Source organism: Pandoraea sp. PE-S2T-3, from assembly GCF_002179965.1.
GTDB lineage: Bacteria > Pseudomonadota > Gammaproteobacteria > Burkholderiales > Burkholderiaceae > Pandoraea.
In genome coordinates this window covers 330,109-342,379 of the sequence record NZ_NGUQ01000007.1, presented here as the reverse complement: position 1 = coordinate 342,379, position 12,271 = coordinate 330,109, and the positions used below count along the sequence as shown (strand labels likewise).

Genomic DNA, 12,271 nt, shown 5'->3' with positions numbered 1-12,271 from the left:
GCTGAATCTGCCGAACCCGATGCCAGATTGCCGTTCGCTTAACGACCGAAACCCAGCAACGCGGCCGGGTTCGCGACATGCGCGCGGTCGCCGTTCAGGAAGTCGACGATGTTCTGGAACGCCACCCGGAAGTACAGCTCGTAGCTTTCGTGCTCGACGTAGCCGATGTGCGGCGTGCAGACGCAGTTCTCGAGACGCAGCAGCGGGTTGCCTTGCAGAATCGGCTCGCTCTCGAAGACGTCGATGGCCGCCATGCCCGGGCGTCCGCGATTGAGCGCCGTGATGAGCCCGTTTTCTTCCACCAGTTCGGCGCGGCTCGTGTTCACGAAGAGCGCCGTCGGCTTCATCTGCTGAAGGTCTTCGAGTTTGACGATGTGACGCGTCTCGTCGTTCAGGCGCAGATGCACCGAGAGCACATCGCTTTGCGTGAAGAGTTCTTCCTTGCTGTCTGCCACGCGCAGACCATCGGCCGCCGCCGCTGCGCGCGAGCCTTCACGACCCCACACCATCACTTCCATGCCGAAGGCTTTGGCGTAGCCCGCGACCAGCTTGCCGATCTTGCCGTAGCCCCAGAGGCCGAGCGTCTGACCGCGCAGCACCTGACCGAGACCGAAGTTCGGCGGCATGCTCGACGACTTCAGGCCCGACTGTTGCCAGGCACCGTGCTTGAGGCTGGAGACATATTGGGGGATGCGGCGCTGGGCCGCCATGATCAGCGCCCAGGTGAGTTCGGCGGGGGCGGTGGGGGAGCCGACACCTTCGAGCACGGCCACACCGCGCGCGGTGCAGGCGTCGATGTCGATGTGATTGCCGGCGCGTCCGGTCTGACTGATGACGCGCAGACGCGGCAGTTTGTCGATGAGCTGGGCGGTGATTGCCGTGCGTTCGCGAATCAGTACCAGCACCTCGGCTTCGCCGATACGGGCGCTGAGCTGGCCGACGCCCTTGACAGTGTTATTGAAGACTTTGACGTCGTGTCCGGCGAGCAGGGAAAAGCAGTCGAGCTTGCGAACGGCATCCTGATAGTCGTCGAGAATGGCAATTTTCATGGCAAAGCGTAATCGGTTCCGCGCCCGGCTTGTGGGCCGCGCGCTGACGTAACAGTTGTCGGAGGCCGCCATGTTCGGCGGGCGCACTGGTCGTTGACTCGGCTGGCGCCTATCCGGCAAAACCCGGACAAAAACCGGGCAAAACCCGCACCAGCCTTGTTGCGACGCAGCACCGGCGCGATTTGCGCGGTGGTATGCTGACGCCTCGTTTTGCATAGTATGGCAGGTGTCCTGGCAACCATGGCGAAACCGCCCAAACACGATGGCAAAAAATCGAACCCACCCCGCAAAAACAAGTCGGAACCGGTGAGCGAGACGCCTGCTGCGCACCTACCCGTGCGCATGTTGCCCCCTGCCTTCCCGCGTGTGCCGCACGTTTTGCGACATGCTCAATATTTCACGCGGCCCGTGCCGGTGGGCGCCGGAATTTCCGGTGCACATGGCAAGCGTCGGGACCTTGTCGTGCGTCCGGTATCCCCAACCGGTCGTGCTGTCCCGGCGTGCCGACACCCAGCGGTGCCCGCGCGACGAACGCTCTGCGTTCGCCCCGATTTACCGACTCTGCATGGAGACAACCCCCATGACGCAAGCCAGTAGCGCGAGCGCGCTCAATTCCTCCTCGTCCAATGTCGTCACACGTGATCTGCCCTCGTGGGTGCGTCACCGCAAGCTCATCGACTGGGTCACGCAGATCGCTGCGATCACCCAGCCCGCGCGCGTCGTGTGGTGTGATGGTTCGCAAGAGGAATATGACCGTCTGTGCGAACAGATGGTCGCCGCCGGTACGATGAAGCGGCTCAACCCGGCCAAGCGCCCCAACTCGTTCCTCGCGCTGTCCGATCCGTCGGACGTCGCCCGTGTGGAAGACCGCACGTTCATCTGTAGCGAGAAGCGCGAAGACGCCGGCCCCACCAATCACTGGATCGATCCGCGCGAAATGCGCACCACGCTCGACGGCCTGTTCGAAGGCTGCATGCGCGGGCGCACGATGTATGTGGTGCCGTTCTCGATGGGCCCGCTGGGTTCGCCCATCGCGCACATCGGCGTGGAACTGTCGGATACGCCGTACGTGGCCGTGAACATGCGCATCATGACGCGCATGGGCCGCGCGGTGTACGACGTGCTCGGCGACGACGGCGAATTCGTGCCGTGCGTGCACACCGTGGGCAAGCCACTGGCCGATGGCGAGAAGGATGTTGCCTGGCCGTGCAACAACACCAAGTACATCGTTCACTTCCCTGAAACGCGCGAAATCTGGAGCTACGGCTCGGGCTACGGCGGCAATGCGCTGCTGGGCAAGAAGTGCTTTGCGCTGCGTATCGCGTCGAAGATGGGCCGCGACGAGGGCTGGCTGGCCGAGCACATGCTGATCCTCGGCGTGACCTCGCCGCAGGGCAAGAAGTACCACGTGGCTGCCGCGTTCCCGTCGGCCTGCGGCAAGACGAACTTCGCGATGCTGATTCCGCCGAAGGGTTTCGAGGGCTGGAAGGTCGAGACCATCGGTGACGACATCGCGTGGATCAAACCGGGCAAGGACGGCCGCCTGTATGCGATCAACCCAGAAGCCGGCTTCTTCGGTGTGGCCCCGGGCACGAGCCAGAAGACCAACCCGAACGCGCTCGCAACGCTTGGCGAGAACGTGATCTTCACCAACGTTGCGCTGACCGATGACGGCGATGTGTGGTGGGAAGGCCTGACGGACACGCCGCCGGCGCATCTGATCGACTGGCAGGGCAAGGACTGGACGCCGGAGAGCGCGAAGGAATCGGGCCGCAAGGCGGCGCATCCGAATTCGCGTTTCACCGCGCCGGCATCGCAATGTCCGTCGATTGATGCCGACTGGGAAAACCCGGCAGGCGTGGCGATCGACGCGTTCATCTTCGGCGGCCGTCGCTCGACGACCGTGCCGCTCGTGACCGAAGCGCGCGACTGGACGGAAGGCGTGTACATGGCCGCGACCATGGGCTCGGAGACCACCGCTGCGGCCGCCGGTCAGCAGGGCGTGGTGCGTCGCGACCCGTTCGCGATGCTGCCGTTCTGCGGCTACAACATGAGCGACTACTTCCAGCACTGGCTCGACACGGGCGCGCATCTCGACAAGACGGGTGCCACGCTGCCGAAGATCTATTGCGTGAACTGGTTCCGCAAGGGTGCCGACGGCAAGTTCGTGTGGCCGGGTTTCGGCGAGAACATGCGCGTGCTGGCATGGATGCTGGGGCGTATCGATGGGACGGCGCAAGGCGTGGAAAACGCGTTCGGCATCACGCCGCGCTACGAAGATCTGAATTGGGACGGCGTGTCGTTCACGCCGGCGCAGTTCGACGACGTGACGTCGATGGATCCGGCCGCGTGGCATGAAGAGCTGAAACTGCACGCCGAGCTGTTCGAGACGCTCAAGCACAACCTGCCGCAAGCGCTGCTCGATACGAAGGCAGATATCGAGCGCCGGTTGAAGGCGTGAGTCATCAGGCGTTAGTGGCGGAAGCTGTCGAACGAGGGTGATGGTTGCCTGACGATTGACGTGTCTCACCGCACACGCCGCTGTGCTGACAAACTATCCCGCCGGGGGAAACTTCGGCGGGATTTTTTATGGCTTTGTGAACTGTCCGAAAGGCTTGCCAGACGCGGTTTTCAGCGACTTCTGGCGGGTTGGCGGTGATAGCATTTCCTCCGTGGTCTGCAACGGATCACGATGATCTTTTACGAAGAAAAGGAAATGCGCATGTCAAAGAAAACGTCTGTCAGAAAATCTTCCATGAAGGGAAAAATGCCCATGCACACGATGGTGATCGACGGCATCGATGAACCGCTCATGCGGTCGATCAGGTCGCGCGCCGCCTTGCATGGCAGAACGCCGAAGGAAGAAGTGTGGTCGATTCTTGATAACGTCGCGCGTCGGCCGGGATTCCGGTCGCTCGACGAAGCGATCCTGAATTTTCCGAACGTCGGGCTCGACAGTGATTTCGAGCGCATCAACTGAGTCAATCGAGGGAAATGATGTATCTGCTTGACACCAACGTCGTCAGCGAATGCCGAAAGTCCAATGGAGGGGACGTCGGCGTTCAGCGCTTCATTCGCCGGGCGATCCGCAACAACCATCCCCGTTTTCTGTCGGTAATCACGTTAGGCGAGTTGCACCGCGGTGCGCGCGTGCTTCGTCACCGAAACGACGTCGTTCAGGCATCACTCGTGGAGAGTTGGATTGAATCGGTGAAGCGCGATCATGACGGACAAATCCTGTCGATCGACCAGACCATCTGCTACGAATGGGCCCGCTTGCGCGTGCCTCGACAGGAGCACGCCATCGACAAGCTGATCGCGGCGACGGCGTTGGTCCACAGGTTGGTTGTCGTCACACGTAACGTCAAGGATTTCACCGATACCGGTGTGGAGGTGCACAACCCGTTTTTGCACTGACGAGTACGACGATTAGCCTCCTCGTTACAGCCGATTCTCCACCGCAAACTTGATCAACTCCGCTTGCCCCTCGATACCGAGCTTGCGTTTGATGTTGAGTCGATGGGTTTCGACGGTGCGCACCGACAGGTCCATTTCCGTGGCGATCTGCTTGTTGGCCAGCCCGCGTGCGATGAGCGTCAGGATTTCGCGCTCGCGCGGTGTGAGCGAGTCGATGGGGCCATGCGATGTCGACGCCTGCACGACGCGTGCTGCGATCGCTGCGCTGTAATACGCCTCGCCTTTCGCCACGCGCTCGATCGCCGTCACGATTTCATGCGCCGGGGCATCCTTGAGCACATAACCACGCGCACCGGCACGCACCGCCTGACGTACATACTCGGCGTTGTCGTGCATCGACAGAATCAACACGGCGATGTGCGGAAACTGTTCGCGAAACTGTGCCGTCAGCTCGATGCCGTTGGTGCCGCGCATGCTGATGTCCATCAGCGCCAGATCGGGCGATGCCGTCTTGGCCCGTGCCAGCGCTTCCGCCGCATTGCCGGCTTCACCGACAACTTGCAGATTGGGCGCTGCATCGAAGCGCGCGCGCAAACCGTCGCGCACGAGCGGGTGATCGTCGATCAGCAACAAACGGATAGGGTGAACTTGAGTCATTGGCGTGAAGCGTTGAGCGCCGCTTTAGCGGCAGCGGGCGTGAGCGGCACCCACGCGCTGATGGTAGTGAGGCCGGGCCACGATTGAATGCCGAGCGCACCGCCGACGGCATCAAGCCGCTCGCGCATATTGCGCAAGCCGATGCCGTGACGCGGGTCGTGGTGCACGTCGGTGACGTCGAAACCGCGCCCGTCGTCGGCAATCGACAGGTGAATGCCTTCCGCTTTAAACACCAGCAATATCGACACGCGCGACGCGTTCGCATGCCGCTCGATATTGGTGAGCGCTTCCTGCGCAATGCGGAAGAGCATGGTCTTGATGTTGTCATCCAGTGCCGGGGCCTCGCCTTCGACGTGCATCTCGACCGGCAAACCCGCATGTGAGCCGAACTCGCGTGCGAGTTGGTCGATGGCAGCAGCGACGCCAAGATCGTCGAGCATCGCGGGACGCAGCGCCTGCGAAATTCGCCGCACTTCGCCGAGCGTGCCGTTCAGTCGCTCAATCGCCACGCCAAGCGTCGTGCTCGCCGCCGCAGGCGAGCCCGGCAGGCGCATCGACGCCGATTCGAGCAGCAACTTGACCGAGACGAGCAACTGGCTGATGCCGTCGTGTAACTCACGCGAAATACGAGAGCGTTCGACTTCCTGCGATTCCACAACCTGCCGTGCCAGTTGGCGCAACTTGGCGTCAGCCGTCTTCAACTCGGTGATGTTCACGACCAGACCGCAGAGCCCGACGATTGCCAGACACGTCGAGGCAATCATCGTGATCCAGATTAGCGTGCGGTCAATGTTGCTCTGTGCGCGCTCGTCGGACTGACGCAGCGTGGCCTCCACGTCGTCGAGATAAATGCCGGTGCCGATCATCCAGCGCCAGCGCGGCAGCGCAATCACGTAGCTCAGTTTGGGTGCCGTCTGCCCCAGCGATGGCTTCTCCCACGGGTACTGCACATAGCCCCCGCCAGCACTTGCCGCTGCAATCAATCGCTGAATCGTCGGCGCACCTTCCGGGTCCTTGAGCGACCACAGGTTGTGACCGACCAGCTCGGGCTGACGCGGGTGCATCAGGCTGTTGCCTTCGAGATCGTAGACGAAGAAGTAACCGTCTTTGCCGAACTCCATACGGGCAAGCGTGGCGAGTGCCTCTGCGCGTGCGGCCGGCGTGTCCGGGCCGTTGTAGAACGGCTCGATGGCGTTGCGCGCCAGCCCGACGTAATGCAGCAGCTCGGCGCGCTTGTTGGCAAGCGATGCGGTCTGCACCGCCTCGTGCTGCGCACGTGCCAATTCATTGCCCTGATAGCGCACGGCGAGGGCGATGGCGACCATCGCGAGGGCAGCCGGCAGCAGGGCCAGCACGAAAAATTTCTGTCGGAGATTCATGACGTTCAAGAGCCTGCAAGGCCGCTTTTTAGCGGCATTCGCTACGTATTATTACGTAGTGTGCCTGCGTAGTTTCGCGCTTGTGGCACGTCAGGCAAACGCCAATACTACACGGCGAATCGTGCCCTGGTTGCTATCAGACCCTCGCTTCAAGAGGGCCATGCCTTGCGCCACGCTTCGCGACATCGACACGATGTCAAAAAACAAAGGCGGGACCGCGCTGACACGGCACAGTCCCGGGTCGCTGCCCTAAGGAGGCAGTTCCGAGGAGAGACAATGAATCGAATCTGGCAACAACTGCCCTGGGCAGCGGTGGCCGTCGTCGGCGCGTGCGCGCTCGGCACGGTCGCCCTATCGCGCGGCGAAACCATCAGCGCACTCTGGATCGTGATCGCAGCCATCTGCGTTTATCTGATCGCTTACCGCTTCTACAGCAAGTTCATCGCAACACGCGTCGCGCAACTCGACGGCTCGCGCATGACGCCGGCATGGCGTCACAACGACGGCCTCGACTACGTCCCGACCAACAAGTACGTGCTGTTCGGTCACCACTTTGCCGCGATTGCCGGTGCGGGCCCGCTGGTCGGTCCCGTGCTCGCCGCGCAGATGGGGTACCTGCCGGGCATGTTGTGGATTCTCGCTGGGGTGGTTTTTGCAGGCGCCGTGCAGGACTTCATGGTCCTGTTCATCTCCACGCGTCGCGACGGCCGCTCGCTGGGCGATCTCGTGAAGTCGGAACTCGGCATGATCCCCGGTGTGATCGCGCTCTTCGGTGCGTTCCTCATCATGATCATCATTCTCGCGGTGCTCGCGCTGATCGTAGTCAAGGCACTCGCGGGTTCGCCCTGGGGCACGTTCACGGTCGGTCTCACGATTCCGATCGCGCTGTTCATGGGCGTCTACACGCGCTTCATTCGCCCGGGCCGTATCGGTGAAGTGTCGATCATCGGCTTCATCGGGCTGATGGCCGCGATCTACTTCGGTCAAAGTGTGCATGACAGCGCTACGCTCGCGCCGCTGTTCACGTTCGACGGCAAGCAACTCACGTGGATGCTCATCGGCTACGGTTTCGTCGCCTCGGTGCTGCCGGTGTGGCTGCTGCTCGCGCCGCGCGATTACCTCTCGACATTCCTGAAGATCGGCACGATCCTCGCGCTCGCCATCGGCATTCTGGTGGTCGCACCCGAGCTGAAAATGCCGGCGCTCACGAAGTTCGTCGACGGCAGCGGCCCGGTCTGGTCGGGCAAGCTGTTCCCGTTCCTCTTCATCACGATTGCGTGCGGGGCCGTCTCGGGTTTCCATGCGCTGATCTCTTCGGGCACCACGCCGAAGCTGCTCGATAACGAAGTCAATGCGCGCCTGATCGGCTATGGCGGCATGCTGATGGAATCGTTCGTCGCCATCATGGCGCTGGTCGCTGCATCGGTGATCGATCCGGGCGTGTACTTCGCCATGAACAGCCCGGCCGCCGTGATCGGCACGACGCCGGAAGCCGTGGCGCAAGTCGTCTCGGGCTGGGGTTTCTCGATCACGCCGGATGTGCTCACCGCGACCGCCAAGGCCGTGGGCGAGAACACCATCATCTCGCGTGCAGGCGGCGCACCGACACTGGCCGTCGGCATGGCGCACATCCTGCATCAGGTGGTGGGCGGCGAAGCGATGATGGCCTTCTGGTATCACTTCGCAATTCTGTTCGAAGCGCTGTTCATTCTGACGGCTGTCGATGCAGGCACGCGCGCCGGCCGCTTCATGCTGCAAGACCTGCTCGGCACCTTCGTGCCCGCACTCAAGCGCACCGAGTCGCTGCCCGCCAACCTGATCGCCACGGCACTGTGCGTGGCGGCGTGGGGTTACTTCCTGTATCAGGGCGTGGTCGACCCGCTGGGCGGTATCAACACGCTGTGGCCGTTGTTCGGTATCTCGAACCAGATGCTGGCCGCGATTGCGCTGATGCTGGCCACCTGCGTGCTGTTCAAGCTCAAGCGCGAGCGCTTCGCCTGGGTGACGATTCTGCCCACGGTGTGGCTGCTCGCCTGCACGCTGACCGCCGGCTGGCAGAAGATGTTCGATCCGGATCCGAAGGTCGGCTTCCTGGCGCACGCGGCCAAGTATCAGGCAGCACTCGCCGATGGCAAGCTGCTCGCCCCGGCCAAGTCGGTCGCGCAGATGCAGCAGATCGTGTTCAACGACTACGTGGACGCCACGCTTGCCGGTGTGTTCATGTTCGTGGTGGTGGCGGTAGTGCTGTTCGGCTTGCGCACCATCATGCTCGCCCGTCGCGCCAACAAGCCGACGGCCAGCGAAACACCGTTCGAACCGATGCCGTCAGGCCAGCGAGTCTGACGCAGTGCAGATCCCGACGGCGGACTACGAGTTCGCCTCGGGATCGCTGCTGAAACGACTGACGGAATTAGTGACGGAATTAGTGATTAAGCAGGAGTCGCCATGTTTGAAGATGTCGGCAAGATGGGACGCTATCTGGGGCAGAGTCTGCGGTTGATGGTCGGTCTGCCCGATTACGGCACCTACGTGGCACACATGCAGGCCACCCATCCGGACAAGCCGGTCATGGACTACGAGGCGTTCTTCCGTGAACGTCAGGAGGCGCGCTACGGCGGCAAGAGCGGCGGGCGCTGCTGCTAACGCTGCTAGCGGCGCCTCACATCACCTTGGCGCACCGCGCATTCGCCGCGCTGCGCCGATAGCTGTCGAAGACCTGTGCGATGACGCGCACCAGCAACCGTCCGGCGGGAAGCACACGCAAGCCGCGCGCATCGATGGCGACGAGACCGTCGTCAGCGAGGTCGGCCAACTCACCCAGTTCCGCTGCGAAATACGCCACGAAGTCGATGTCGTGCGTCTGCTCGATCGCCTCGAAGTTCAGCGACATATGGCACATCAGGCGCGAGATGACGTCGCGCCGCAGCCGGTCGTCGCCGGTGAGCCGCACGCCTCGTGTAATCGCCAATCCGCCCGCATCGATAGCCTCGTAGTACGTCTTGAGGGTCTTGGCGTTCTGCGCGTAGCTGTCGCCTACGCGGCCGATGGACGACATGCCCACACCGATCAGATCGCAATCGGCGCGCGTGCTATAGCCCTGAAAATTCCGATGCAATGTGCCCGCCGCCTGTGCGCGGGCGAGTTCGTCGTCGGGGCGGGCGAAGTGGTCCATGCCGATGTAGACGTAACCCGCTGCGGTCAGCCGCGCGATGATCGTCTGCAACAACGCCACTTTTTCCGGACCGGCCGGCAGGTCGTCGGGCAGACAGCGCTGCATCTTGAACTGTTGCGGCAGATGCGCGTAGCTGAATACCGACAGCCGTTCGGGCGCCATTTCGATGACGGCATCGAGCGTCTTCGAGAACGACGCCGGTGTTTGATGCGGCAGCCCGTAAATCAGATCGAAATTGACCGAACGAATCCCGCAATCGCGCGCGGCGTGGAGCGTGGCTTCGACCAAGGCGCGCGGCTGCACGCGATGAATGGCCTGCTGCACACGCGGATCGAAGTCCTGCACGCCAATCGACAGACGGTTGAAGCCAAGGGCGCGTAGCGCGCGAATCGATGCGGGGCCGGCACTGCGCGGGTCGATTTCGATGGAATATTCCGCGCTGTCGTCCGGGGCCATCACGAACTGACGGCGGATGGCATCGACCAGCGATGCAATCTGTTCCAGCGAGAGAAACGTGGGGGTGCCGCCGCCCCAGTGCATCTGGGCGAGCGTGCGTCCGGCGCCGAGCAGCGACGCCTGACGGGCAATCTCGGTGTGCAGGCGCGCCACGTAGGCGTCGGCGTGCGCGCGATTGCCGGTGACGATCTTGGTGCAGGCGCAGTAAAAGCACACGGTGTCGCAGAACGGCACGTGCACGTAGAGCGAAAGCGGTTTGCCGGAGCGCTTGGACTGCGCCGCGGCGCGGGCGTAATCGCTGGCGCCGAAGTCGTCGTGGAATTGCAGGGCGGTCGGGTACGAGGTGTAACGCGGCCCGTTGACGTCGTAGCGGCCGAGCAGGCGGGCGTCGACGCGCAGCGGAGGTGTCTTCGACGCGGGCGGTGCAATGAGGGTGGATGCGCTTGCGGTGCCCGGTGCGGCGTTCGAGGAAGCGTTCGAGGAAGCGTCCAGAGAAGCGCCAGACCCACGCGAAGCGCAGGACGGACACGTCCCCTGACATTGGCGTTCGGTGGCGGGGGCAGGGGCGTCCTCGGCGCGTGGCGTCGACAGGGGGGGATGGGGTTGCATGACGAAGCCTGAAACGAGAGTGATGCCCCACTCTAGCCACGTGATGCCGGCCGAGCCGTGACCTGCGTCAAACCGTGCGCTCAAGCCCCGGAATTGCGACATTTGGTCGCATACGGCGCTTTTACAGGCCAAAACGGGGTCGGATGCGAGGCAAAAGCGCGATACCGGGGGCGCCTGTCAAGTGCACGCATGCACGCGCCGCATGGCAGAACTGCACCGGAATCATTGCCACGTCGGGCAAATTTCGGCTGCCTACGGTAAGCTAGCGCCTTATCGAAGTCCCCCGCCGCGTCGACGGCCCTGGCGGCACGTACGCGGCCCACTCCGGAAGGTTCCGGGGCGGCGGGCCAAGCGGTGCCCCGACGACCCGCTGCTACCCATCGGAAACGGTCGTAGGTAGCGGCAGGTTCGCCCCCATGCTCGCAGGTGCGCAATGCATCTTCGCCGGAACGACGCGGCACATCACGATTGGAAACAACATGGACCGTCTGCAATCGATGCGCGTTTTCGTCAAGGTGGCCGATAACGGGAGTTTTGCCCGTACCGCCGCTCAGATGGATCTGTCCGCCGCCGTGGTCACACGTCACGTCGCAGAACTGGAGTCGCATCTCGGCGTTCGCCTGCTCAACCGCACCACGCGCAGTCTCTCGCTCACCGGTGCCGGGCAGGTCTATCTGGAGCGCTGCCGGCAGATCATCGACGAAGTCGACGAGGCCGACGCACTGATCTCGAGCGCGTCACGCGATCCGAAGGGCACCCTGAAGGTCGTCGCCCCGGTGTCGTTCGGCTTGCGCAACCTCGCGCCGCTCATCAAGAAGTATCAGGAAATGCACCCGAAGGTCGTGGTCGACCTCACGCTCACCGATCGTGCGATCGATCTGGTCGAAGAAGGCTACGACTGCGGCATTCTGCTGACCCGCATGATCAACAGCGAAAGCCTGATCTCGCGGGTGCTCGCCGAGACGCGCGTGATGCTGTGCGCTTCGCCGGCCTACATTGCCGAACACGGTGAGCCGGTGACGCCGCAGGAACTGAGCGAACACGGCGTGCTGGGTCTGCCCAACGATTTCTGGAGTGATGACCGCGTGTTCTCGGGCCCGGAAGGCGAAGTGCGGGTGCGCGTGCAGAACAAGTTCATCTGCAACAACACGGCGCTGCTGCGTCAGTCGGTGCTGCTGGGGCACGGCATCGCGTTCCTGCCGTCGTATCTGGTGGGTAACGATGTCCGCGACGGCGATCTCGTCGCGCTGCTGCGCAACTTTACGCAAACGCCGATCGATGTCTCGCTCGTCTACCCGAGCCGCAAGTATTTGTCGGCCAAGACGCGTGGCTTCATCGACCTGACGGTCGAATACTTCCGTCAGAACGAAGGCATCTCGGCCGCCGAGCGCTGGGTGCCGCCCAAGCTGCCGTCGCCGACCACGCCGAACGCCGAAATTCCGGTATGACGGCATGACAGTCTGAGCGGGCGCTCGCGCGCCCCAAAGCAAAACGGCCACTCCCGCGAGGAAGTGGCCGTTTTTCATTGACCC

General features: G+C 63.0%; 10 protein-coding genes. 6 read left to right on the top strand and 4 right to left on the bottom strand.

The features are described from left to right. Window positions 1-38: 38 nt before the first annotated feature. Window positions 39-1,049, bottom strand: coding sequence for a D-2-hydroxyacid dehydrogenase family protein (locus CDV46_RS03630; protein ID WP_058376767.1), 1,011 nt, complete (start codon window positions 1,047-1,049; stop codon window positions 39-41). A 580-nt stretch (window positions 1,050-1,629) separates the two neighbouring features. Here CDV46_RS03630 and CDV46_RS03625 point away from each other — a divergent pair. From CDV46_RS03625 to CDV46_RS03615, 3 genes are all read left to right on the top strand, one after another. Next, window positions 1,630-3,510: a phosphoenolpyruvate carboxykinase (GTP) gene (locus CDV46_RS03625; RefSeq protein ID WP_249277648.1), complete on the top strand. Its 1,881-nt coding sequence runs from the start codon at window positions 1,630-1,632 to the stop codon at window positions 3,508-3,510. 294 nt (window positions 3,511-3,804) lie between these two features. Beyond that, on the top strand, window positions 3,805-4,029 hold the full coding sequence (locus tag CDV46_RS03620) for a DNA-binding protein (protein ID WP_140413288.1): 225 nt from the start codon (window positions 3,805-3,807) through the stop codon (window positions 4,027-4,029). 14 nt (window positions 4,030-4,043) lie between these two features. After that, on the top strand, window positions 4,044-4,466 hold the full coding sequence (locus CDV46_RS03615; RefSeq protein WP_369597101.1) for a type II toxin-antitoxin system VapC family toxin: 423 nt from the start codon (window positions 4,044-4,046) through the stop codon (window positions 4,464-4,466). 24 nt (window positions 4,467-4,490) lie between these two features. Here the strand turns inward: CDV46_RS03615 and CDV46_RS03610 are convergent, their stop codons facing one another. Then, entirely contained in the window at window positions 4,491-5,123 is a 633-nt protein-coding gene (locus tag CDV46_RS03610; protein WP_058376770.1) for a response regulator, read from the bottom strand. Further along, window positions 5,120-6,502, bottom strand: coding sequence for a cache domain-containing protein (locus CDV46_RS03605; RefSeq protein ID WP_087722017.1), 1,383 nt, complete (start codon window positions 6,500-6,502; stop codon window positions 5,120-5,122). Before CDV46_RS03605 ends, CDV46_RS03610 begins: the two co-directional genes overlap by 4 nt. Before the next feature lie 276 nt (window positions 6,503-6,778). Between CDV46_RS03605 and CDV46_RS03600 the strand changes: the two genes are divergently transcribed. Both CDV46_RS03600 and CDV46_RS03595 read left to right on the top strand, forming a co-directional pair. Beyond that, window positions 6,779-8,845 carry a carbon starvation CstA family protein gene (locus CDV46_RS03600; protein WP_087690421.1) on the top strand — a complete coding sequence of 689 codons (2,067 nt, stop codon included), beginning with the start codon at window positions 6,779-6,781 and terminating at the stop codon, window positions 8,843-8,845. A gap of 102 nt (window positions 8,846-8,947) precedes the next feature. Next, entirely contained in the window at window positions 8,948-9,145 is a 198-nt protein-coding gene (locus CDV46_RS03595; RefSeq protein ID WP_058376773.1) for a YbdD/YjiX family protein, read from the top strand. Between the two features lie 16 nt (window positions 9,146-9,161). Here the strand turns inward: CDV46_RS03595 and hemN are convergent, their stop codons facing one another. Beyond that, window positions 9,162-10,739, bottom strand: a complete 1,578-nt coding sequence (gene hemN, locus CDV46_RS03590; protein WP_254915916.1) for an oxygen-independent coproporphyrinogen III oxidase — start codon at window positions 10,737-10,739, stop codon at window positions 9,162-9,164. 479 nt (window positions 10,740-11,218) lie between these two features. Here hemN and CDV46_RS03585 point away from each other — a divergent pair, with 479 nt between their 5' ends. Beyond that, complete coding sequence (locus CDV46_RS03585; protein WP_058380007.1) at window positions 11,219-12,187, top strand: LysR family transcriptional regulator; 969 nt, start codon at window positions 11,219-11,221, stop codon at window positions 12,185-12,187. Window positions 12,188-12,271: the final 84 nt, after the last annotated feature.

Excerpts from the sequence above, each read along its gene's own strand:
- CDV46_RS03630 (WP_058376767.1), bottom strand. The coding sequence starts at position 1,049 with ATGAAAATTGCCATTCTCGACGACTATCAGGATGCCGTTCGCAAGCTC.
- CDV46_RS03625 (WP_249277648.1), top strand. The coding sequence starts at position 1,630 with ATGACGCAAGCCAGTAGCGCGAGCGCGCTCAATTCCTCCTCGTCCAAT.
- CDV46_RS03620 (WP_140413288.1), top strand. The coding sequence starts at position 3,805 with ATGAAGGGAAAAATGCCCATGCACACGATGGTGATCGACGGCATCGAT.
- CDV46_RS03615 (WP_369597101.1), top strand. The coding sequence starts at position 4,044 with ATGATGTATCTGCTTGACACCAACGTCGTCAGCGAATGCCGAAAGTCC.
- CDV46_RS03610 (WP_058376770.1), bottom strand. The coding sequence starts at position 5,123 with ATGACTCAAGTTCACCCTATCCGTTTGTTGCTGATCGACGATCACCCG.
- CDV46_RS03605 (WP_087722017.1), bottom strand. The coding sequence starts at position 6,502 with ATGAATCTCCGACAGAAATTTTTCGTGCTGGCCCTGCTGCCGGCTGCC.
- CDV46_RS03600 (WP_087690421.1), top strand. The coding sequence starts at position 6,779 with ATGAATCGAATCTGGCAACAACTGCCCTGGGCAGCGGTGGCCGTCGTC.
- CDV46_RS03595 (WP_058376773.1), top strand. The coding sequence starts at position 8,948 with ATGTTTGAAGATGTCGGCAAGATGGGACGCTATCTGGGGCAGAGTCTG.
- hemN (WP_254915916.1), bottom strand. The coding sequence starts at position 10,739 with ATGCAACCCCATCCCCCCCTGTCGACGCCACGCGCCGAGGACGCCCCT.
- CDV46_RS03585 (WP_058380007.1), top strand. The coding sequence starts at position 11,219 with ATGGACCGTCTGCAATCGATGCGCGTTTTCGTCAAGGTGGCCGATAAC.